Genomic DNA, 19,051 nt, shown 5'->3' on the forward strand with positions numbered 1-19,051 from the left:
ACATTAGTTAGTCCACTCCAGTGTGGCCTTACAGGATGTACTAGATGCCCCTCACCGATACCGCTGTCCGCCAAGCCAAGCCGCGCGAGAAGGACTACAGCCTGACCGACGCCGATGGCCTCTCCCTGTTCGTGTCCGTCAAAGGCACGAAGGCCTGGCACTTCCGCTTCAGCTGGGAAGGCAAGCAGCCGCGCATCTCGCTTGGAACCTACCCCGAGCTATCGCTAAAGGATGCCCGAGTGCGCCGGGACGAATGCCGGGCGAAGGTGGCGAACGGAATAGACCCCCGCGGCAACCATCGACCCGACTCGAAAGCTACTCCGGTCCCGTCCTTCAAGGACGTTTCCGACGAATGGCACGACTTCAAATCCGGGCGTTGGGCGGACGACAGTCGACAGGGTAGTGGGGCGCAATCGCGCCGAGTTTTGGACAGCGACATCCTGCCATTCGTCGGAGCGATGCCCTTCGCCGAGGTACATCGCCGCGACCTGGTGGCCGTGGTCGGTCGCATCGAGGCTCGGGGCGCGCTGAACATCGCCGAGAAGGCGCGGAGCTGGCTGCGGCAGATCTGCCGCTACGGCATTGCCAAGGGGCTGCGCGAAGACAACCCGGCGTCGGACCTGGACATCCTGGCCGTCGAGCCGCCAGCAGTGCAGCACAACCCGATCCTGTCGCACCAAGGCGATGACCTGCCCGAGCTGCTGGCTCGGCTGCGGTGCTACGGCGGGAGCCCGGTCACCCAGGATGCCGTATGGCTGATGCTGTACACCGCCGTCCGTACCATCGAGCTGCGCAAGGCCGGGCCGGGTGACTTCAACCTGGATACCGGCATCTGGACAGTGCCGCCGACACGCGTGAAGCAACTGAGGGGCAAGGTGCGCCGCGACGGGGATGACGTACCCGACTACATCGTTCCCCTCTCCAGGCAGGCGACGACGGTCGTGGAGCGCTGCCTGAAGCGCTCGGGGCGGTACCCCTTCCTGTTCCCTGGTCGCAATGACCCGCGCAGGATGATGAGCGAGAACACCCTCAACATGGCGATCAGGCGGATGGGCTTCGAAGGCAAGCTAACCGGGCACGGCCTGCGCGGCACGATCTCCACGGCGCTGAATGAGATGGGGTACAACCCGAAGTGGGTGGATTCGCAGCTCTCGCATGCGGACCCGGACAAGACCAGCGGGTCCTACAACCATGCGGAGTACGTCGAGGAGCGGCGCAAGATGATGCAGGTATGGGCCGACTACCTCGACGGGCAGGAGAAGAAGGCTAAGCAGCCAGTTCTCCGGATTCCGTAGGCCGGGAGGCAACGATGCGCTGCTGGCACCAGTGATCGATTTCCGCCTCGATCCAGCGAGTGGCACGCTTGCCCACCCGCACGGCCTTGGGGAAACGTCCGGCGTTCATCTCGGTGTAGATGTAGGTGGTCCCCATGCCGGTGCGGCGTTTCACTTCCGGCAGGGCCAGGAAGATGATGGGGGCGTTGGTGGTGTGGTTCATCACGATCTCCCTGCGCTAGCGGCGAGCAGTTCTTCAGTTATCCGCCTGCGCGCAATACCCAAATAGCCCAAGGGCTCATCGTTGGCGCCGCGATCTTTTTCAATGCCGATGTAGTCGCATCCACAGCTGATGGCCGCCACACCGCTGGTCCCACTACCGCAGGTGTTGTCCAGTACGACCATCCCTGGATTGGTGTAGGTACGCACCAGGAACTTCATCCAGTCGACCGGCTTCTGGGTTGGGTGGAAGCTTCCCTTCTGTTTGTCGCTGCTGAAGAACTGAACGCTGCGTGGGTAACGAGTGGTTGAGTCGTATTCGACCAATTCCAGAGCCTTCCCGTAGCACTCTGAGTTAACCGATTTACGCTTGGCCGTGCGGCGCTGGTGGCCGTGGGTCATCTGCGGGTTGAAGACAGGCTGTCTGCGGTAGAACACCAGCGCGCTCTCGTGGGCCCTGAGGGGCTGCTTCTTCGCGTTGAGGAACCCTGTGGCATTGCCTTTCTCCCAGATCCATTCGTAGCGGAACAGGTCTGGGCGGCTCGCCACCAGCATGGAGGTAAATGGTTGGGCGGCACACAGCACGATTGCCGCATTCGGTTTGGCGATGCGCAGGTACTGCTCCCACAGTGGCTCCAGTGGGATGATCGAATCCCATGCGCACTCAGTTGTTCCATAGGGCAGGTCGGCCAAGATCAGGTCAACGGATGCATCCGCAATGCCCTGCATGACCTGCAGGCAATCTCCCTGGTGGAGTTGAACGTCCGCCATCATTCACCTCCCTGCGCCAGCTCGGCGACGATCCTGATTGCCTTCGCCGTCGTGCTCCGGGCTTTCACTGCGCAGCTGCGGGCGTCACGGATCAGCCCCGACACTTCGGCGCTGGCCATCAGGCTGTCGATCTCGACCAGTAGGCGCTGCAGTTCGTTGAGTTTGGCGTTCATGCTGCTTCGCTCCTGTACAGGTCGATCAGGTCGGCGGCGTTGGCTGCGATCAGGTCTTCCGACTCGCAGGGGCTGACGCTGTTGCCGATCAGGCGGATCTGGTCGGTGTGGTTGACGGCCTTGCGCACCAGCTCGCCGGTGGCCTTGTCCTCGAACCATCCCCAGTCTGTGATGTAGTCGGGGTCGAAGCCTTGAGCGATCTTCAGCTCCATCGGCTTGAGCATGCGCAGGGTGAAGTCCACAAGGGCGTAGTCGCCGAGCAGCACCAGGTCGACCAACTGCGGGAAGTGCTCCGGCAGGTGCTTGTGCAGGAAGGCTGCGCACTTCCGGGCCTTCTCCATTAGCTCGGGCGGGAGGATGGCTGCCGGGACCTGGACAACGGTGACCAGCGCCATGCGGTCCTTGGTGGGCACGGTGTGCATGGGCTCGGCCAGGTCCTGCCATTGGCCGCCGGTGCTGTAGAACTTCACCAGGTAGGCGCTGGCCAGGCGTTGGTTGGAACCTGCCTGCGTGATGGTGCTGGGCGGGGAATCGGCAGCCCTGCCGTCGCCGTTGTAGAAACCGCCGTTAGCCTGTTCGAAATGGCAGGCGGCAACGGCGTGATGGCCCGAGCTGGTGGTGATGGCGTTGATTGGCTGGGTCATGGCGCTACCGACTGAGCCGTTGCGCAAGGTCACCATCGCAGCGGTGACCAGGGCTTGTTCGCCGCGGTTGGCGCCGGTGATGGTTCGTGTGGCTTCGGTGAGCGGGTAGCCGGCGCGGTCGCCGTGATGGGTGAGGTGCGTCAGGTGTGCCGCCGACAGGGCGAAGTGGCCGCCCTTGATCTGAGCGACTTGAGTGCGCAGTGGCTCGTCGGCACTGAATGTGCGCTGGTTGCTCGCGTTGGCGAACTCGGTGAGGTTGGCGGCGGCAAGATGGTCATCGCCCATGGGGGCCAGGAAGGGCTTGTCCGCCATGACGGTGTGGCGCCAGAAGCCCTTGGCCACGCGCCGGCAGGTGTTGTCCACGTGCGGGCGCTTCCGGTCGATCATGCTCTTGCCCAGGTCGCTCCAGTCGATGCACTCCGCAGCAGTGCGCCAGGGCATCTGGCCGGCCTTCGGTTTTTCATGCCGCTTCGGGGTGGTCCAGACGATGGGGCGGCCATCGGTGCGGCCGATCATGAACAGGCGCTTGCGGATGGTCGGAGCGCCGGCATTCGAGGCGCGGCGCTCGCGCCACTCCACGTTGCAGCCCAGGCCGCGCACCAATGCGCCCTGCGGTACCCACAGTCCGATAGCTGCCATGATCTCCGGCATATCCGGATGGTCGGCCGGCAAGCCAGTGGTGAGGCAGGCCACGAACGCCTTGAAGGTGCGGCCTTCCTCCGTCTTGATCGGCTGGCCATGCTCGTCGAGCGGGCCCCACTTCTGGAACTCTTCGACGTTTTCGAGCAGGAACAGGCGCGGCCTGGTGGCGTGCACCCAGCGGACTACCACCCAGGCCAGCGAGCGGACCTGTGGGCTGCGAGGCGCAGCGCCCTTGGCCTTGCTGAAATGTCGGCAGTCAGGGGACGCCCACAGGATAGCGACGGGCTGCCCGCCGGTGGCCTCCAGCGGATCGACATCGAACACGTCGGTGATGAAGGTCTTGGTGCTGGGGTGGTTCGCCTTGTAGACCGCGATGGCTACGGGGTTGTGGTTGATGGCGATGTCCGGGTCGCGGTAGGCCTTGCGGCCCCCGCTGCTAGCACCGCCGAGGCCGGCGAAGAGGTCGACGTACAGCTCCTGCTGGAACGGGAGTGCGCGCTGGGCGGCGTTCGTCTTGATTGTGCGGAAGGAGGTCATGCGGCCCCCTTGAACGTCTTGCGCAGGTCGGCGGAGACAGCCCGGCCGCGCTTCTGCACGACCCTGGCCAGCTTCCGGCGGGCGTTGTGGCTGTGGCTGGCCTGGTCCAGCAGGCCGAAGTAGCTGTTGGCGGTCTCGCGCAGCTGCTCTGCCGGCGCGGTGCTAACCTGGCGCAGTGCGGTTTCCACCGTGCGTGGCCGGGTGACGCGGCGGTGCGGCAGGATCACCTGGCCAACGAAGTCGATTCCCCGGGCGATAGGCTGGAGCACGGTCTTCGTCGGGTTAAGCCGGGCATGCAGCGTGTCGGCCAGGAACGCCTCGATCTGGTCGTGCCAGGCATTCAGCTGTTGGGTCGACTCGGCCAGCAGCACGAAGTCATCGACGTAACGGATGTAGTGCTTTACGCGCAGCTGGTGTTTCACGAACTGGTCCAGCGCGTCGAGGTGCACGTTGGCGAAGAACTGCGACGACAGGTTCCCGATGGGCAGACCCAGGTGCGCCGGCTGGGCGGTGAGCCGCTTGTACTGCGGCACCCGGTTCAGCAGGCGGGAGGGACTGCGGGTTTCGTAGTTGGTGCGCGGGTCGTGCCAGAGGATCTGCAGGGCAAGTGCCCGCCAGGTCGGCTCGGGGATGCGCGCAGCCAGCTGCTGTTCCAGCACCCGCTTGTCGAGACTGACGAAGAAGTTGGCCAGGTCGCACTTCAGGTAGTAGGCGCGGCGTTTCCAGTTCTGGGTGATGCTGCGCACCTTCTTCTCCAGGCGCTGGGCGCCGTAGAGGGTGCCGCGCCCCTTGATGCAGGCGCAGCTATCGGAAATGAACGAGCGCTCGATGCGCGGGCCGATGTGGTTGTACAGCAGGTGGTGGACGATCCTATCCCTGAAGTCTGCGGCCCAGACTTCCCGGGCCTTGGGATGTGTCACGACGAAGCAGATGGAGGCGCCGGGTTGGTAGGCGCCTGTGTTCAGTTCGTGGAGGAGTTGCATGATGTTGCGCTCCAGGTTGAACTCGAATGCAAGGGCCGACTTGCTGTTGCGCTTGCTGCGCCGGCAGTCGTAATAGGCCTGCATGAGTGCCTCGATAGAAAATCCAGCATGGCCGCCGGTGTTGCCGTTCGATGCTGCGGACGGCGAAAGCGGGCCGGGCGTTGTCCTTGTCGTCGTTGTTCTGGTTGCCATCGTCGAAGTTCTGGATCCACGCGTTGTTCGGGCCGTTCTGCGCCAGGTCGTACTATCTACGTCGCGCTGCCGAAGGCCGAGGCCGATCAGCGGCGAGACTGCGCGGGGCCTGCCGGGACGGTGCCCGGCGGTTCCCCTGGTGCGCATGACGGTGGCCTTGTGAGCCAGCGGCACGACCAGAATCAAAATCGCGCTGGTGTGAGGGCCGTGGCGCTCACACGGCTGGCGATGCGGCGGCATTTCGTTTCCACCCAGTGGCCTGCCGGCCAATGTCGTCGGTGATCTGAATGGCTCGGCCTTGCTGGGCGCCGCTGAGCAGACCGAGGTCGACCGAGAGGCGCAGCATCAGCTCGATGACCTGGATGCGCTCCAGGATCTTCTGAATGTGTGCGACTCGTTCCTGGCCGCCGGCCGTGTTGGCGCGGAAGATCAGGATCGACACGTCGATGCACTCGTTGAGCACCTTCTCGCCAAGGGTGCGCTTGAAGTCGCGGCGCCATCCCTTGGAGAGGTCGGCCACAAGCCGGGCCAGTTCTCCGGCGCGCTTGTAAATCGGCAGGTGTTGGGCGATGGCCATGCTGGAAAACTCGCTTACCGCGCGCTGCGCGCGCGGTCGGTCAGAGCGTTAAGGGGTGAAGGGATGACGATTCTGCGGACGGCGAAAGCGGGCCGGGCGTAGTCCTTGACGTCGACGCCCTGGGTGCCATCGTCGAAGAACTGGAACCACGCGAGGCACGGGCCGTACTGCGTACTGGTGATCCACCAGCCCTTGTCCTCGAACTGCTCGGGGATGTTCGCCCAGCACAGGTAGGCCTCGGCGCGGGCGGGCAGGTAGAGGTCGGCGTGGCCTTCGGCCTGCTGCTCGGTGGCCCACTTCGCGGCGGGATGGTCGGTGTCGGCGGCGAGCAGGGCGCGGGTGTTGGCCAGGCCGTCGCGGATGTGATCGGCGCCGGTGATGCGCTGTCCGCGGCCGCCGTAGATGATCGAAGCGACCTGCGCGTGTTTTGGGGCGATCAGGTGATAGTCCGGCTCGCCGTTCTCGCCGCGCATCACGCCGACATAGGTGCCTCCCTGGCCGAGCCAGTGCTGGCCGATGGTGGGCGGATTGAGATATTCGTCGAGAGTGATCAGCTCGCCTGCGATGGCGTTGATCGATGCCAGCCCGGTTTCCTGCTCCAGTACCTGGCGAGCGAGCAGGGCGTTAGTGGTGTTGAGCTTGGTGCTGCCGATGGCCAGGGTGATTTCGTTCTGCATGGTCTGAACCTCAAAAAATTGAGCCGACCGCGCGCGGTGCGCGCGGCAGGAAAGCGAAGTGGTCAAGGGGTGACTTTGATTCTGCGGACGGCGAAAGCGGGCCGGGCGCCGTCCTTGCCGTCGCCGTCCTGGTAGCCACCGACGAAGTACTGGAACCACGCGTAGTACGGGCCGTCCTGCGTACTGGTCCAGTAGCCGCGGGCCTCCAACGCTTCCTCGCCGCCATCCTGGAAGATGGCGATGTGGCTCTGCCCGGGCGCCAGTGCGGTGTACGGGTAGCCCGGCGGCAGGCTGCTGGGGTTGTCGCCGTCGCGGAAGCTGCACCAGTTTTCCTCGGTGGTCGGCTTGCAGATGCGGTACACCACCTCGTTTTCATCGCGGGCGCCGAGGTACCAGTCGTTGTGGCCGCCAATCGACAGGCCCAGTGCCCAGGCGGCCAGCTCCGAGCCGGCCTCGGCCATGGCGCGGGTATTGGCCAGGCCATCGACGAAGCTGGCGGCGCCGGGGATCAGCAGGCCGCGCTCGCCCCAGTGGATCGGGTCGTGGAAGCCCAGGGCCTTGGGCGCTCGGATGAGGGCGTAGCGCTCGGTGTTGATCAGGTACTGGCCCATGTAGAAGCCGCCTTCGAACGGGGTGCCGAGGACGGTGGGGAGTGCAATGCTGGTCAGTGCGTTCATGTTCGGTTTCCTCAGGCGTTCGCGGCGCGATGGGTGATGGAGAGCAGGTCCATCAGGCGGTAGTGGAAGTGGGTGCGAGCCTCGTCGATGGACCAGGGCTTGATGCGGGCGGCCAGTGGCTGGATGCCGTCGAGGCAAGCCCACGGCGCCGGATCGGTCGGCATCAGGTCGCGGCGCTCAGTGGCCAGCGCCACCAGGTCGGCGTGCTTGACTGCTGCCGGCAGCTCCTTGTCCAGATCGAAGCGTGTGCAGATGGCTTCCCAGATGCGGTCCTCGACTTCGCGGTAGGCATGCATCTGCTCCTTGAGCGGGCGGACCATGTCGCCGACGTAAGCCTCAGTGGCGTCATGCAGCAGGGCGGCTAGGCAGTCGGTGCTCGGCACCAGGTCCGCCACCAGGTAGCTGTGCTGGGCAACGCTGTAGTGCTGGGACACATGGCCGTTGAACCGGCAGCAGTGGGCCAGGGCATGGGAGATATCCCGTGGATCGATCATTTCCGGCTTGGGCTCGAACAGGTCGAAGCGCTTGCCGGTGTAGGTGAGAATCCAGGTCATGGTTTACTCCAGTCCGCACAGGTGCTGCGGGTAGACGCAGGCGGCGAGCGTGGTACGCACCGGATCGGCCGGCGTGACGCCGTATTCCTCGAAGCGCGGGGTGTCCAGCATTTCGTCTGTCCACTCGACGACATCGCTCAGGTCGTACTCGTCGCCCGCGTACCCAAAGAAGCTGCACAGCAGCTTGATGGCCTGCTCCGGCGTGTAGGCTGCTACCAGGTCGTTATCGCCAACCTGGAAGCACTTCAGGTCCGGGGCGTTGTAGGCCAGCGGGTGGTCGAAGCCGACCGAGAAGCCGGCAGCATTACGATGGCCGCCACCGCCGTACTGCTGGGCGATGGCCGACACATCGAGCCCGTCGTCAGAGCTGCGCAGGGAGAAGGTGCGGCCCTTGGGGGTGTCCCAGTAGCACGCGGCGAACGGAGCGCCCTCGGCCATCACATGGCCGGCATCGCTGGAGTAGATGTACGGCAGGTTGGCTGCCGGAACGTTGTAGCCACCGATGGTCATGCGGCGCTGGACGGAGCGGAGCAGTTCCGCGATGTCCTTGTGGTGCTTTCGTTCGATGGCGATGCCGTCGGCGCGCAGAGATTCGGCAGGAGCCTCCGCCAGCTTGTCCCACACCTCGAAGTCGTAGGGGTAGCTGAAGATGTTCGCCTGAACCTCCCGCGTCCCCTCCAGGTGGAAGCGCCAGAGGTCACGGTCCTCGATGTGGTTGATCAGCGCGGGGCGGGGTTGGCCGTGGAAGAAGAAGTCCCAGGTCAGGCCCGCGCCGCTGCGGTCCATATCGAAGCAGGTGAAGATGGCGCTGGAACCGCCTGCGAAGTGTGCCCAGGATTGGCAGTCGGCAACCTGCGGGAAGCCAGCCAGGGCCTCGGCGGCGGTCTTGTGGTGGTCGATGACCAGGACGCCCTTGGCGATATCCGCCATCTGCGTCAGGTCTTCGCGGGAGTAGGAGAAGTCCACCATGATCACGGCGCGGCCGGCTACGTCAGGCAGCGGCTCGCCGTAGCGGGCGGCGTGGAACTCGACACCGGGAATCGCCTTGCGGACCACCCAGGCCGCGCCGAAGCCGTCGGCGCAGTTGCTGTGGTAGATGCACAGCAGGGGGCGGTCAACGCTCTGCATGGCGCTGTTGTAGCTGATGGCCTCCAGCGCCAGGCCGGCCGCTTCTTTGGCCGTGCTGAACTCCACGCTGGTCAAGACCAGGGTATCCTGCTTCGGCAGGTGATCGCCGATCTGCCAGTCGTCAACGATGGCCGTCAGGCCGAGGCTGGCGGCGATGGCTTGGGCATTTCGGGTCTTGCCGCAGCCATGCGGGCCGCATACGAGGACGCTTCTCATGCTGCGACCTCCTGTTGCTCGGCGTGGGCTAGGGAGGTGCGGATCCGCGAGGCCATGTGGGAGGCCAGTTCGGCGGCTTGAAGAGCTTGTGTCTGATGCGTGGTGGCGCCAACGCGCTCCGCAGTCACGGCGGTCACCTTGAGCTGCCCGCTGATCTTCATCAGCTCGGCGGCATCCTCGTCGGTGAAGGGGTTGGCGCGGCGCGAGTAGTGGGCGATGCGGTTGTCGCAGTCCTGGAGGAGCTGCTCGCGGTCGAGCTGGTGGGCGGCTTTCGCCTGGCGGAGTTCCAGGCGCTTGGTCTCGATGTCTTCGTGAAGGGCCTCGATGTGCGAGTTGTACCCGCGCTTGGCGTCGTCGTAGCCCAGGTCATAGCCCTTGGTCTCGGCGCTGTGGACCATGATCCAGGCAGCCAGGATGAACATGACGATGGCGAGCACCAGGCCAATGATGAGCGCGTGTTGAATACTTGCTTGCATGTGCTGTGTCCTCGTAGGGCCCGCCGCCGGGAATGGTTGTGAGAGTCCGGCGGCGGGGTGTTGCAGGCGGTTGCTGTTAGGCGCCGAGCTCGAAGGTGCCGATGGTCAGCGACGTGGCGTCAGCGATGTCGGTGGCCAGCAGGTCCTTGAACTCCTGGGCGATCTCTTCGCGGACCTGTTCCTCTGCCACCCAACGGGGCTTCAGGACCGGCTTGGCTTCGCCGGTCAGCACCGACAGGCGCAGGACGAAGTTGCGCAGCGGCAGGCCGTCGTAGGGCGCGCAGGAGAAGATCAGCGAGCCCGGCAGGGTGTCCTGGCTGGCGGCTTCGATCTGTTCCATGGCGCTGCGCTTGGCGTTGAAGTTGCCTTCGACGTTGTTGTGCTCGGTGCTGGCCTTGATGGTGATGTTGCGGACGGCGGCAATCGCCTGGACCAGGTTCATGCTCTGGTCGTCGGGGGTGACGGCCTGGAGGAAGTCGCGCCAGTCCTCCATCCACTCGGCCAGGTCCTTCTGGGACAGGTTCTTGCCGGCGATGCGCTGCAGTGCGGCGTAGGCGGCGGTCGGCACCAGGCGCAGGGTGGCGGTGTCGTCGGCGTGGCCAGCGGTCTGGGAATCGCCCAGGTTGAAGATCACGCGGCAGGACATGTTGTCCTTGTCGACGAAGCCGTGGGTGGCGGCGTCGGCGCGCTCCTTCACGTAGGTGACGAAGTCGGCCAGCGACGAAGTGGCCAGGGCGCCGCGGAAGCGATGGCGGTTCAGCTCCAGTTTCTCCAGGCTCTGGAGCTTGAAGCCCTCCGGGACGACGGCCATCGCGCCGGCGGAGCCGATGACGCGGGTGCCGGCGGCGGCGATGGCGTTGGAGAGGACCAGTTGCAGTGCTTCTTTCATGTGCTGTGTTCCTTGTGGCTGTGAGGGTTAGGGGGTTAGGCGTCCTGAGGGGTGACCGGAGCCTGTTCGAGGTTGAACAGTTGTGCGGTCGGGTTGGTCTGGAACAGTTCGATGCCGTTCGGAGTGACGTACATCGGCGTGTCCAGGGCGGTGTCCTCGCGGCGGCTGCCGCGCTTGGTGGGCACCAGGTAGTCGAGCTTGTGGTTGACCTTCACCTGGTTGGATTCGCCGATCCGGCTGAGCTCCAGGGTGATCACGACCTTGCCTTTCTTGCCGTGGTCGACCACGCCGGCGCCGACATCGGAGAGCGCGGCGCCGAGCTGGGAGGAGAAGACGCCCGCGTTCAGTGAGTTGATGAAGTCATTCACATCGGTCTTTTTCATGTGCTGTGCCTCGTTGGTTGTGGTGGTGTTCCCCATAGCGCTCTCCGCGAGAGAGCTATGGGGAAGGCCCGATGCGGGCCTTCCTGCTCATCAAATGCCGCCATATGTGAGCGTTTCGAGCTTGGCCCGGGTGTGCCGTCCAGCTCCGTTGCTGCGTTTACATGGCTGCCACTCCTCCTGTTGGTCCACCCAGGTGCGCTGGGGCGCTTTGCTTCAGGCTGCCTGCGTAGACTGGGCGTCGAGGAACTCGGCCAGGTCCTGCAGGTACACCACCGGCTTTTCCCGGCGGGAGGTGGTGAGCGTGCGAGTGGTCAGAGCCACCTCGCGGCTCTTGATCAGGGCGCGCAGGCGCTTCTCGGTCTTGATGTGCGGGAAGTAGGTCGCGCGGACCTGCTCCAGCGTCAGCGTGGCCGTGCCCCACTGCTTGAACAGTTGCTCCAGCGTGGTCATCGCCCCTCCCTGGTCCATGGGCGCGGTGCGAGCGCGCAGTCCCGCAGCTCGGCTTGGCGGTGCCGCATGGCATTGGTGATGAGGTCGAAGTAGCGGACCGATTCACGGGGCTCGATAGCGCCCAGTGCCAACGCCATGCGCTGAGCGGCGTCAGCCGCGCGGGCGGCGACGTTCAGCGAATCCGGATGCGCCGCGAGTCGGGTGCTCCAGGCGAGCTGCACCAGTTGGCGATAGCCTTCCCCCGTCATTGCCGGGCCTCCCCGCACCCCGCCGGAAGGCGGGCGCGCACCAGGGCGACCAGCCCCTCGATGGTCTTGCCTGTTCCACGTGCCGCCACGTTGCCGGCTTCGTCGGTGACAACGGCGCCGAAGGGGCGCACCGGGTCAGTGGTCAGCGTGACGTGCGGCAGCCAGCTGCGCGGGGTGATCGCCAGCAGGCGAGCATAGAGGTCGGCCAGGGCGATGGATTCCGGGGGCAGGGCAGCCAGGCGCTCGAGGCACTCGGCGGCGGCGTCCTGCAGGACGGCGGCCGGGTAGGCGGTCGGCGCGGTGAAGTGCATGCCGACCAGCTTGAGCGTGCCGACGGCGTCGGTGATGGGGTTCTGTACGGTCATGCCACGTGATCCTTGTGCTGGGTGACGGTTATGGAGATCCCGAGGCGCTTGGCCAGCCAGTCGATGCCGGCCTCGGTGACCATCAACACGCTGTAGTGGGCGTACTGCTGCAGCTTCGGGTTCCAGCGCGAGCGCGGGTCCATGAACAGATGGCCCTTACCGATATGCTGGGCGGCGAGCGTCCCGTCCTTGTTCACGGCCTTCTCGGCGCGGAGGTGGGCGCGCAGCGCGCGCTCACCGACCCCGAGGACTGCGGCGGCCTCGCGGATATTCCGGTTCATGGCTCGGCCCTCAGGCTGCCTGGAGCGCTCGGAGCTGGACCGTCTGCATCAGCGCATCGAGCGCCTCGTAGAGATCGTCCAGCGTGCCGTCGTTGTGGATCACCAGGTCGTTGTCGTACACCGCGATGCCGGACTCGCTGCTGTGCGCCGCGACACCGGGTGCATCAGGGCGATGCAGGTGGACCACGATGCCGCCGCGGGAGCGAATCCAGTCGGCTTCGTTCTCGAAGCGCACGTCGCTGATGACGAAGCCACGGGCGTGCGGGCTGACTTCCAGGTGGTTGGCGAGGTTCAGCTCGGCCAGCAGCAGCCAGAGCTGCGGATGCACCTGGTTGCGGCCCCACTCGGTGCCCAGCAGCTGCATCAGCTCGCGCGGGGACTTGCCCAGCCCGGGCAGCGGCTGCTCCTTGGCGGCGCCGTCGAAGATCGACGCCGGCAGGTTCAGCATTTCCGCCAAGGAGCGCTTCAGGGGCGATGCCAGCGCGTACACCAGCAGGCCGAACTGGGCGGCGAGGTAGTAGGCGGCGGTGTCCTTGCCCGAGCGGGCGCGGCCGTGGAGGCCGATAAGCAAGGTCTTCATGCGGCAGCCTCCATGCTCAGATAGCCCTGAACCCAGGTCAGCAGTTCCATGAGGTCCTGGCGAGCTTTTTCTTCGGTCTGGTCGCCGTGCTCCGGATGCGGATGTTGCGACGTTCCGGAGTAGGTAGCGGTCTTGCTCGGAGGTGCTGGGCGGCTTCTATCCTGGTAGTCGGTGTCAGCCCGGTAAACCCGGACATTAAGCCAGCCACAATGGGCAGCCAGGTCGAGGTGAGCATGCCAATCGCCTTGAGCGTTGATCAGCAGGCAGGTGGACAGGATCTGGAGCATCAGCTCCTCGATGGTGGGCTTCATGCGGCACCTCCCCACGGGCCGCTGTCGGCCTCCATGCTGGGGGCGACAGGGCGCGGCTGGGTGAGGCAGGGGCGCCGGGAGGTACCGATGATCACCAGCAGCCCGGTACGGGCCTGGATGGCCTGTACAGCTTCGGGGCTGGTGGCCGCTGCGGGGTGCAGAAGCACCGGGCAGCGGACTTTGAGCATGTGCTGTGTCGATTGCATGTCTCGTACTCCAGGGTGAGAGATGGGTACGGGACAAACAATACGACTATGAATTGAGTGTAGTCAATCCATTTATGAATTATTCGGTGACGGTGGTGCGTCTCCGCCTTCTATTCATCCACGATCCTGTCACTACGCCGCAGATGGTGGTGCCTTCTGGCACGTGAATCACTCGATTCGGGAATTCAGGATTCAGCGCAAGGAGGAACGTCCCGTCCTCACTGATCTGTAGCCGCTTGAATGTGGCTTGGCCGTCAGGCGTCCTGGCGACGATGTCGTCGTCATGAAGTGCCTCAAGCTCTGGTTCTACAAGGATCAGCTCGCCCGGTCGGTACTCAGGAAACATACTGGTTCCGCGTACTTCAAGGCAGAAAGCGGAATTACTATGAGGAAAAGGGCAGTCCAGCCATTCCTCGGCATAGCCTGGTTCGAACAAATCGATCGCCTCGCACAGGGCGCCTGCTTGCACCCAGGAAATCCGAGGGACTCGGCCTTTTATGGCGGGTCCTTCCATCACGTTGTTGTCGAATTCTGGAGTCAGCTTCCCCGCTAATAACTCCGCGCCATCCAGCCCCATAGCCTTGGCGAGCTTCATTACGTTGTCGATTCTCGGGCTCTTGGTATCGCCGGCAAGAATTCGATGGGCCGTTGGTTGGGGTACGCCTGATCGACGGCCGAGCTCTCCTTCGGACCAGGCAAGCTCCTTCAGCTTCTGGGATAACAATCGACCAATCAGCTGTCCTGATACGGCCATGCGGGTTGTCCTTATTCCTATGTGAATAATTCAGGATTGTATTGCCCTGATTCATTCGCCCGCGTATGATCGCTTGCAATTCATTTATGAATTGAATGGGCTCTGAGATGACTATCCGCGACATGATCGACGCGCTGGTGAAGGGCGGAATGAAGCAGCAAGAGATCGCAGAGGCGGTCGGCGTAAGTCAGCCGACGATTCACCGCGCGTTCCATGGCGCTGATGTCCTCTATGCCACCGGCAAGAAAATCGAAAGCCTCTATGAGGCTAGGTGCGGGCAGCCCAGGGCTGCCTGAAAGAATCCTCCATTCGAGGAAACGCCGGCGCGGGACTCTCACCTCCCGCGCCGGCGGGTGCCAGCCAAGGACTCTCACCTCCTTGGCCGGCGTACGACGACACAGCACATGCATCGGTCGTGGTCATAGAGTAGGGCGCGCCTTGCTCGATGGCTACACCGTAAAGGGAGCATTTACGGTTATGAGCCGGAAAGACCTGCTGCCGGGCGCCGGCCCGGTTTTCGATCTCCGCCAGGCGCTCTATCGCGCCGGGCGCGACTACAAGGGCGGTCTGACTTCCCTTGCCCACGACATGGTCCTTCCCTATGAGGACCTGCAGAAGAAACTGAAGCTCGACGAAGAGCGCCGCTGGCCGACGCCGGACGAGCTTGAGGACATCGTCCGCCTTACCCGCGACCCCAGGCTGCTGGATGCGCTGGTGCGCCCGGCCGGGGCCGTCTGGTATCGCCCGGAGGCCGTTGAGGCCACCGGCGCGGCGCTCAAGGCGGTGGGCGAGCTGCTGCAGCGCGAGGGCGAGTTCGTCGCCAGCCTGCAGAAGGGCGCCGACGACAATCGGTGGGACCTCCACGAAGTCGCAGACCTTGAATACCACGGTGCCAACGTCATCCGCGCCGTGCTCGGCATCATGGCCGGCGCGCGCAAGTCGATGGAGCTCCGCCTGGAGGAGGGCTGCGCCAATGGCTGACCTCCTCGAACTGGCAGCGGAAAGGGAAGAGAACTTCCGCCAGGGCCTGCTGGAAGCGCGCAAGCGCCCGGCTCCGGCCCATACTATCAGCGCCACTCACTGCGAGGACTGCGGTAGCGAAATCCCGGCTGCGCGCCGTCAGGCAGTGCCCGGCTGCGAGTGCTGTGTCGACTGTCAGCAGTTGCGGGAGGTGCGTCGATGAGCGCGCGCGAACGCCCCATCCTGTTCAGCGGGCCGATGGTCCGCGCCATCCTGGAAGGCCGGAAGACAGTCACACGCCGGCCGGTGAAGAGCGGGCAGATTCCCACCGAGGACACGTCCATCCCGACCGACGGCCCGCGCTGGAGCGCAATCGGCCAGCGGCACCCGCGCTACGGGTTCTGCGTGTTCGGCGAGACCGAGGCGGAATGCGCCCAGGAACTGGCCGAGCACGGACGGTGCCCCTACGGCCGGCCAGGCGACCGGCTGTGGGTGCGCGAAACGTGGCAAGGTCCGCTTGTTTCTGAAGAGGAGCAGATCTCCCATCCGCGCTGGTGGAAGGACATGAAGCCGTTCCAGGACCCTGCGCACTGCGCCTACCGCGCAAGCGGCCACGACAACGAGTACGTCGACCCAGATGGTGACTTCCACTGCAAATGGAAGCCGAGCATCCACATGCCCCGCTGGGCCTCTCGCATCTTGCTGGAAATCACCTCGGTGCGCGTTGAGCGTCTGCAGGACATCAGCGAGGAGCAGGCCATCGCCGAGGGGATCATCCCCCACTGCCGCGGAGGTTGGCACTGGCACCCGCATGACCCGCACAACCTCGATGACTGGCACCAGTTCGGCTTCACCACGGCCAAGCATGCCTTCCGCGACCTGTGGGTTCGGATTAACGGCGCAGATAGCTGGGACGCCAATCCCTGGGTCTGGGTCGTTGAGTTCAAGGTGCTGGAGGGGCGCGCATGACTCAGGCAGGGAACGCCACTCCGATTGCCGCCTGGGCGCGGCGCTACATCGAGGTCTTCGGGCTGGCTCTCGTCTCCATCGAACCCGGAGAGAAAATCCCCAAGGGTAAAGGCTGGCAGCGTCCGGGCGGGTACATCACCGATGCCGACGCGGCGGAAGCCTTCTGGACCAAGTACCCGAAGCACAACATGGGGGCCGTACTCGGCCCCAGCCGCGTTTGCTCGCTGGACGTGGATGACGTGCCGTCGACACGCCAGGTCCTGTGGGACTGCCTGGGGCTGGACCTGGATGCGCTGCCGGTGGCCTACCCGACCGTGGTGGGCAACCCGGCCCGGTTCCGGGTTCTGTTCCAGGTGCCGGAGGGTGTCGACCTCAGCCGGCACTCGCTGAGCTGGCCCAACGAGAAGGACCCGGACGGCTCCAAGTTCAAGCTGGCCCAGGCGGCGATCCTCGCGGCGAAAGAGAAGGGCGACAAGGAGCAGTTGGCGAAGATGCAGGCGCTGGCCGACAGCCTGAAGCGCTTCACGGTCTTCGAGCTGCGCGCCGGCCTGGTGCAGGACGTTCTGCCCCCCTCCATCCACCCTGGTACTGGCAAGCCTTACACCTGGCGCAACCCGCCCAAGGGCGATGGCCTCCCGGTGCTGCCGGGCGACCTGCTGAACATCTGGAAGAACTGGGACATCTTCAAGCGCGATGCCGAGGCGGCGTGCCCGTGGGCGCCCCAGGCGCCGGCGCCGAAGAAGCCGGCCAAGGCGAAGGCGAAGCCGCCGGCCACGGGCGGTGACGCCGGGTCGGTGATCGATGCCTTCAACCGCGCCCACGATGTCGAGCAGTTGCTCAGCGCCCACGGCTACATCCAGCGTGGGAAGAAGTGGCTGTGCCCGCAGAGCAGCACCGGCCTGCCCGGGGTGACCGTCAGCGAAGACGGCAAGGTCTACTCGCACCATGGATCGGACCCGCTCGCCAACGGCCACCAGAACGATGCTTTCGACGTGTTCTGCCTGCTGGACCACAACGGCAACCAGCACGAGGCGATCAAGGTCGCGGCGCGGATGCTGGGCATCGAGCGTAAGCCGCGGGCGCCCAGGCCACCGCAAGAGCCGGATACTTCGCCAGAGCCCCCCGGCTCGGCCGCTGATGACCTTCCCCACGCCCCATCCTTGGCTGACGTCGACGCCGAGGGCGACACCGCAGAAGACGGGGGGGCGGGGGAGGGCCTGACTCTGGCCAAGGCGCTGCGCCGGTACGCGCTGGTCGAGGGGACCACCCATGTGTGGGACATCGACAAGGCCCGCAAGATGAAGAAGCCGGCGTTCGTCGCGCTGGTCGGCCAGAAGCTGTTCAAGGAGTGGTCGGACGTCACCGACCAGAAGAAGAAAAAGCGGATTAGCGAGGACCAGGTCAGGGAGATAGAGCAGGCGCGGGCGATGGCCGGCAAGGCTGTTGGGTCGATGAGCATGCCGCCGCTGGTGCGGTACGTGTACATCGACGGGACCAAGGACGTGTGGGACCTGGCGAAGAAGCGGCGCGTGCCCGAGGGCGCGGTGAAAATGGCGCTGGGCGATGCCTACGGCCTGTGGCTGAACAGTCCCGAGCGGCGCGTGGTGGACGTGAGCAACATCGTCTTCGACCCGACGCTGACTTCGGACCCGAAGGAGACCATCAACACCTTCGAGGGGTTGCCGCTGGAGCCCAAGCGCGATGACTCGGCGTGCGAGAACCTGCGCTGGCTGATCTCGTTCCTGTGCAACCACGAGGAGGCCGCGCTGGAGTGGCTGGTCCGGTGGCTGGCGTACCCGCTGCAGCACACCGGAGCGAAGATGGACACCGCGGTGCTGATGCACTCGACCATGGAGGGCTCGGGTAAGAGCCTGCTGTTCTCGGTAGTGATGGGCCGCCTATACGGGCAGTACTCCGCGACGGTCGGACAGACCCAGCTCGAAGGCAACTTCAACGCCTGGCAGAGCGGGAAGATGTGGGCGGTGTTCGAGGAAGTGGTCAGCCGGGACCAGCGGTACAACCAGGTCGGCAAGATCAAGCAACTGATCACCGGGCAGACCGTACGCATCGAGAGCAAGTTCGTGAACGGCTGGGAGGAGGCGTCCTTCATGAACGCGGTGTTCCTCTCGAACGAAATCATGCCCTGGCCCATCAGCCCGGGCGACCGGCGCTTCCTGGTCATGTGGCCGGAGGAGGTCCTGTCGCCGGACCGGCAGAAGGCGATCAAGCACGAGCTGGCTCATGGCGGAGTGGAGGCGCTGTATGCGTGGCTGCTCGCCCAGGACCTGGGCGACTTCGACCAGCACACCAAGCCGCCGAGTACGCCGGCGCGGGAGCGACTGGTGGACCTGAGCCGCTCGACCTGGCAGACGTTCGTCCACCTCTGGCGAAGCGGAGAATTGGGCAACGGCCTGTGGGGCTGCTGCCTGAGCACGGACCTGTACGCCTTGTTCCTGGAGTGGTGCCATCGGAACAAGGAGCACTCGATGAGCCAGACGAAGTTCAGCCTGTTCATCAGCACTGCCAGCGTCGACAAGACGCGGGCGATCCCATGGACAGAGGGCAACAACCGCCGGTTCTGCGCGTTCTTCTTCCCCCGGGATGAGGAGTCGTTCAGGCCTGAGAAGCCCACCGCGCCTGAGTTGGGCAAGCACGTGACGGAGTGGCGTGCGCGCGCGCGGAAGGCCGGCTGGCACGTCGACAACTGGGACCACGTGAAGGCGGCTGCAGCATGAAAACGCGCAAAAGTGTGTTGGGTGTGTTGGCGGTGTGTTGGGTTGATTTCGCAACCTTACACAGCGCGAGTCCGTATTCCGCGCGGTTTCTGGAGGTGTGTGTAAGGTGTGTAAGGTTTGCGCGCGTGCGCGCGTGCGTGCGCAAAAAAATAGCAGCACCCTTCCGGTCGAATCGAAGCG

General features: G+C 64.9%; 27 protein-coding genes. 6 read left to right on the top strand and 21 right to left on the bottom strand.

Features of this window, described 5'->3' with window-relative positions:
• Positions 1 to 44: 44 nt before the first annotated feature.
• Positions 45 to 1,295, top strand: a complete 1,251-nt coding sequence (locus AC3B6A_RS10810) for a tyrosine-type recombinase/integrase (protein ID WP_488402651.1) — start codon at positions 45 to 47, stop codon at positions 1,293 to 1,295.
• On the opposite strand, the gene AC3B6A_RS10815 is transcribed toward AC3B6A_RS10810, so the two are convergent.
• The 21 genes from AC3B6A_RS10815 to AC3B6A_RS10915 form a co-directional block, all read right to left on the bottom strand.
• The gene (locus AC3B6A_RS10815; RefSeq protein WP_488402653.1) at positions 1,267 to 1,497 is read right to left on the bottom strand and encodes a helix-turn-helix transcriptional regulator; all 231 of its coding nucleotides are present in this window, start codon (positions 1,495 to 1,497) and stop codon (positions 1,267 to 1,269) included. The genes AC3B6A_RS10810 and AC3B6A_RS10815 overlap by 29 nt on opposite strands.
• A complete protein-coding gene (locus AC3B6A_RS10820) occupies positions 1,497 to 2,267 on the bottom strand; it encodes a DNA-methyltransferase (protein WP_488402654.1) in 771 nt (256 codons plus the stop codon). The genes AC3B6A_RS10815 and AC3B6A_RS10820 overlap by 1 nt, the downstream gene beginning before the upstream one ends.
• Positions 2,264 to 2,437: a hypothetical protein gene (locus AC3B6A_RS10825; RefSeq protein ID WP_488402655.1), complete on the bottom strand. Its 174-nt coding sequence runs from the start codon at positions 2,435 to 2,437 to the stop codon at positions 2,264 to 2,266. Before AC3B6A_RS10825 ends, AC3B6A_RS10820 begins: the two co-directional genes overlap by 4 nt.
• Positions 2,434 to 4,260, bottom strand: a complete 1,827-nt coding sequence (locus AC3B6A_RS10830; protein ID WP_488402657.1) for a DNA cytosine methyltransferase — start codon at positions 4,258 to 4,260, stop codon at positions 2,434 to 2,436. Before AC3B6A_RS10830 ends, AC3B6A_RS10825 begins: the two co-directional genes overlap by 4 nt.
• Positions 4,257 to 5,327, bottom strand: a complete 1,071-nt coding sequence (locus AC3B6A_RS10835) for an RNA-directed DNA polymerase (RefSeq protein WP_488402659.1) — start codon at positions 5,325 to 5,327, stop codon at positions 4,257 to 4,259. Before AC3B6A_RS10835 ends, AC3B6A_RS10830 begins: the two co-directional genes overlap by 4 nt.
• A gap of 322 nt (positions 5,328 to 5,649) precedes the next feature.
• Positions 5,650 to 6,012 carry a four helix bundle protein gene (locus tag AC3B6A_RS10840; protein WP_488402660.1) on the bottom strand — a complete coding sequence of 121 codons (363 nt, stop codon included), beginning with the start codon at positions 6,010 to 6,012 and terminating at the stop codon, positions 5,650 to 5,652.
• Between the two features lie 14 nt (positions 6,013 to 6,026).
• Positions 6,027 to 6,689, bottom strand: a complete 663-nt coding sequence (locus AC3B6A_RS10845) for a DUF1566 domain-containing protein (RefSeq protein ID WP_488402662.1) — start codon at positions 6,687 to 6,689, stop codon at positions 6,027 to 6,029.
• A 62-nt stretch (positions 6,690 to 6,751) separates the two neighbouring features.
• Complete coding sequence (locus AC3B6A_RS10850) at positions 6,752 to 7,366, bottom strand: Lcl C-terminal domain-containing protein (protein ID WP_488402663.1); 615 nt, start codon at positions 7,364 to 7,366, stop codon at positions 6,752 to 6,754.
• Positions 7,367 to 7,377: 11 nt separating this feature from the next.
• Complete coding sequence (locus AC3B6A_RS10855; protein ID WP_488402665.1) at positions 7,378 to 7,920, bottom strand: phosphohydrolase; 543 nt, start codon at positions 7,918 to 7,920, stop codon at positions 7,378 to 7,380.
• 3 nt (positions 7,921 to 7,923) lie between these two features.
• Positions 7,924 to 9,264 (bottom strand): DHH family phosphoesterase, encoded by a 1,341-nt coding sequence (locus AC3B6A_RS10860; RefSeq protein ID WP_488402667.1) that lies wholly within the window; start codon positions 9,262 to 9,264, stop codon positions 7,924 to 7,926.
• Positions 9,261 to 9,740 (bottom strand): hypothetical protein, encoded by a 480-nt coding sequence (locus AC3B6A_RS10865; RefSeq protein ID WP_488402668.1) that lies wholly within the window; start codon positions 9,738 to 9,740, stop codon positions 9,261 to 9,263. Before AC3B6A_RS10865 ends, AC3B6A_RS10860 begins: the two co-directional genes overlap by 4 nt.
• 76 nt (positions 9,741 to 9,816) lie before the next feature.
• The gene (locus AC3B6A_RS10870; protein WP_488402670.1) at positions 9,817 to 10,629 is read right to left on the bottom strand and encodes a DUF2303 family protein; all 813 of its coding nucleotides are present in this window, start codon (positions 10,627 to 10,629) and stop codon (positions 9,817 to 9,819) included.
• Between the two features lie 35 nt (positions 10,630 to 10,664).
• Positions 10,665 to 11,012, bottom strand: a complete 348-nt coding sequence (locus AC3B6A_RS10875) for a YfdP family phage-associated protein (protein ID WP_488402671.1) — start codon at positions 11,010 to 11,012, stop codon at positions 10,665 to 10,667.
• 213 nt (positions 11,013 to 11,225) lie between these two features.
• Entirely contained in the window at positions 11,226 to 11,462 is a 237-nt protein-coding gene (locus AC3B6A_RS10880; RefSeq protein ID WP_488402672.1) for a pyocin activator PrtN family protein, read from the bottom strand.
• Positions 11,459 to 11,710, bottom strand: a complete 252-nt coding sequence (locus AC3B6A_RS10885; RefSeq protein ID WP_488402674.1) for a hypothetical protein — start codon at positions 11,708 to 11,710, stop codon at positions 11,459 to 11,461. Before AC3B6A_RS10885 ends, AC3B6A_RS10880 begins: the two co-directional genes overlap by 4 nt.
• Entirely contained in the window at positions 11,707 to 12,075 is a 369-nt protein-coding gene (locus AC3B6A_RS10890; protein WP_488402676.1) for a hypothetical protein, read from the bottom strand. The genes AC3B6A_RS10885 and AC3B6A_RS10890 overlap by 4 nt, the downstream gene beginning before the upstream one ends.
• The gene (locus tag AC3B6A_RS10895; RefSeq protein ID WP_488402678.1) at positions 12,072 to 12,356 is read right to left on the bottom strand and encodes a phage antirepressor KilAC domain-containing protein; all 285 of its coding nucleotides are present in this window, start codon (positions 12,354 to 12,356) and stop codon (positions 12,072 to 12,074) included. The genes AC3B6A_RS10890 and AC3B6A_RS10895 overlap by 4 nt, the downstream gene beginning before the upstream one ends.
• 10 nt (positions 12,357 to 12,366) lie before the next feature.
• Positions 12,367 to 12,936 carry a deoxynucleotide monophosphate kinase family protein gene (locus tag AC3B6A_RS10900; protein ID WP_488402680.1) on the bottom strand — a complete coding sequence of 190 codons (570 nt, stop codon included), beginning with the start codon at positions 12,934 to 12,936 and terminating at the stop codon, positions 12,367 to 12,369.
• Entirely contained in the window at positions 12,933 to 13,247 is a 315-nt protein-coding gene (locus AC3B6A_RS10905; RefSeq protein ID WP_488402681.1) for a hypothetical protein, read from the bottom strand. Before AC3B6A_RS10905 ends, AC3B6A_RS10900 begins: the two co-directional genes overlap by 4 nt.
• The gene (locus AC3B6A_RS10910) at positions 13,244 to 13,453 is read right to left on the bottom strand and encodes a hypothetical protein (RefSeq protein ID WP_488402682.1); all 210 of its coding nucleotides are present in this window, start codon (positions 13,451 to 13,453) and stop codon (positions 13,244 to 13,246) included. The genes AC3B6A_RS10905 and AC3B6A_RS10910 overlap by 4 nt, the downstream gene beginning before the upstream one ends.
• A 79-nt stretch (positions 13,454 to 13,532) precedes the next feature.
• Positions 13,533 to 14,207, bottom strand: coding sequence for a LexA family protein (locus tag AC3B6A_RS10915; protein ID WP_488402684.1), 675 nt, complete (start codon positions 14,205 to 14,207; stop codon positions 13,533 to 13,535).
• A gap of 107 nt (positions 14,208 to 14,314) precedes the next feature.
• Here AC3B6A_RS10915 and AC3B6A_RS10920 point away from each other — a divergent pair, with 107 nt between their 5' ends.
• The 5 genes from AC3B6A_RS10920 (at position 14,315) to AC3B6A_RS10940 (ending at position 18,871) form a co-directional block, all read left to right on the top strand.
• Entirely contained in the window at positions 14,315 to 14,503 is a 189-nt protein-coding gene (locus tag AC3B6A_RS10920; protein WP_488402685.1) for a winged helix-turn-helix domain-containing protein, read from the top strand.
• Between the two features lie 181 nt (positions 14,504 to 14,684).
• Positions 14,685 to 15,188, top strand: coding sequence for a phage regulatory CII family protein (locus tag AC3B6A_RS10925; protein WP_488402686.1), 504 nt, complete (start codon positions 14,685 to 14,687; stop codon positions 15,186 to 15,188).
• A complete protein-coding gene (locus AC3B6A_RS10930; protein WP_488402687.1) occupies positions 15,181 to 15,390 on the top strand; it encodes a TraR/DksA C4-type zinc finger protein in 210 nt (69 codons plus the stop codon). The genes AC3B6A_RS10925 and AC3B6A_RS10930 overlap by 8 nt, the downstream gene beginning before the upstream one ends.
• A complete protein-coding gene (locus AC3B6A_RS10935) occupies positions 15,387 to 16,136 on the top strand; it encodes a hypothetical protein (RefSeq protein WP_488402688.1) in 750 nt (249 codons plus the stop codon). The genes AC3B6A_RS10930 and AC3B6A_RS10935 overlap by 4 nt, the downstream gene beginning before the upstream one ends.
• On the top strand, positions 16,133 to 18,871 hold the full coding sequence (locus AC3B6A_RS10940; protein WP_488402689.1) for a DUF5906 domain-containing protein: 2,739 nt from the start codon (positions 16,133 to 16,135) through the stop codon (positions 18,869 to 18,871). The genes AC3B6A_RS10935 and AC3B6A_RS10940 overlap by 4 nt, the downstream gene beginning before the upstream one ends.
• Positions 18,872 to 19,051 lie beyond the last annotated feature (180 nt).

It is taken from the genome of Pseudomonas sp. B12(2026), from assembly GCF_057767015.1.

Coding starts and splice junctions, on each gene's coding strand:
- AC3B6A_RS10875 (WP_488402671.1), bottom strand. CDS start 11,012: ATGAAAAAGACCGATGTGAATGACTTCATCAACTCACTGAACGCGGGC.
- AC3B6A_RS10910 (WP_488402682.1), bottom strand. CDS start 13,453: ATGCAATCGACACAGCACATGCTCAAAGTCCGCTGCCCGGTGCTTCTG.
- AC3B6A_RS10835 (WP_488402659.1), bottom strand. CDS start 5,327: ATGCAGGCCTATTACGACTGCCGGCGCAGCAAGCGCAACAGCAAGTCG.
- AC3B6A_RS10900 (WP_488402680.1), bottom strand. CDS start 12,936: ATGAAGACCTTGCTTATCGGCCTCCACGGCCGCGCCCGCTCGGGCAAG.
- AC3B6A_RS10935 (WP_488402688.1), top strand. CDS start 15,387: ATGAGCGCGCGCGAACGCCCCATCCTGTTCAGCGGGCCGATGGTCCGC.
- AC3B6A_RS10890 (WP_488402676.1), bottom strand. CDS start 12,075: ATGACCGTACAGAACCCCATCACCGACGCCGTCGGCACGCTCAAGCTG.
- AC3B6A_RS10840 (WP_488402660.1), bottom strand. CDS start 6,012: ATGGCCATCGCCCAACACCTGCCGATTTACAAGCGCGCCGGAGAACTG.
- AC3B6A_RS10885 (WP_488402674.1), bottom strand. CDS start 11,710: ATGACGGGGGAAGGCTATCGCCAACTGGTGCAGCTCGCCTGGAGCACC.
- AC3B6A_RS10915 (WP_488402684.1), bottom strand. CDS start 14,207: ATGGCCGTATCAGGACAGCTGATTGGTCGATTGTTATCCCAGAAGCTG.
- AC3B6A_RS10940 (WP_488402689.1), top strand. CDS start 16,133: ATGACTCAGGCAGGGAACGCCACTCCGATTGCCGCCTGGGCGCGGCGC.
- AC3B6A_RS10820 (WP_488402654.1), bottom strand. CDS start 2,267: ATGATGGCGGACGTTCAACTCCACCAGGGAGATTGCCTGCAGGTCATG.
- AC3B6A_RS10815 (WP_488402653.1), bottom strand. CDS start 1,497: ATGAACCACACCACCAACGCCCCCATCATCTTCCTGGCCCTGCCGGAA.
- AC3B6A_RS10810 (WP_488402651.1), top strand. CDS start 45: ATGCCCCTCACCGATACCGCTGTCCGCCAAGCCAAGCCGCGCGAGAAG.
- AC3B6A_RS10830 (WP_488402657.1), bottom strand. CDS start 4,260: ATGACCTCCTTCCGCACAATCAAGACGAACGCCGCCCAGCGCGCACTC.
- AC3B6A_RS10850 (WP_488402663.1), bottom strand. CDS start 7,366: ATGAACGCACTGACCAGCATTGCACTCCCCACCGTCCTCGGCACCCCG.
- AC3B6A_RS10825 (WP_488402655.1), bottom strand. CDS start 2,437: ATGAACGCCAAACTCAACGAACTGCAGCGCCTACTGGTCGAGATCGAC.
- AC3B6A_RS10865 (WP_488402668.1), bottom strand. CDS start 9,740: ATGCAAGCAAGTATTCAACACGCGCTCATCATTGGCCTGGTGCTCGCC.
- AC3B6A_RS10895 (WP_488402678.1), bottom strand. CDS start 12,356: ATGAACCGGAATATCCGCGAGGCCGCCGCAGTCCTCGGGGTCGGTGAG.
- AC3B6A_RS10925 (WP_488402686.1), top strand. CDS start 14,685: ATGAGCCGGAAAGACCTGCTGCCGGGCGCCGGCCCGGTTTTCGATCTC.
- AC3B6A_RS10920 (WP_488402685.1), top strand. CDS start 14,315: ATGACTATCCGCGACATGATCGACGCGCTGGTGAAGGGCGGAATGAAG.
- AC3B6A_RS10930 (WP_488402687.1), top strand. CDS start 15,181: ATGGCTGACCTCCTCGAACTGGCAGCGGAAAGGGAAGAGAACTTCCGC.
- AC3B6A_RS10905 (WP_488402681.1), bottom strand. CDS start 13,247: ATGAAGCCCACCATCGAGGAGCTGATGCTCCAGATCCTGTCCACCTGC.
- AC3B6A_RS10880 (WP_488402672.1), bottom strand. CDS start 11,462: ATGACCACGCTGGAGCAACTGTTCAAGCAGTGGGGCACGGCCACGCTG.
- AC3B6A_RS10860 (WP_488402667.1), bottom strand. CDS start 9,264: ATGAGAAGCGTCCTCGTATGCGGCCCGCATGGCTGCGGCAAGACCCGA.
- AC3B6A_RS10845 (WP_488402662.1), bottom strand. CDS start 6,689: ATGCAGAACGAAATCACCCTGGCCATCGGCAGCACCAAGCTCAACACC.
- AC3B6A_RS10855 (WP_488402665.1), bottom strand. CDS start 7,920: ATGACCTGGATTCTCACCTACACCGGCAAGCGCTTCGACCTGTTCGAG.
- AC3B6A_RS10870 (WP_488402670.1), bottom strand. CDS start 10,629: ATGAAAGAAGCACTGCAACTGGTCCTCTCCAACGCCATCGCCGCCGCC.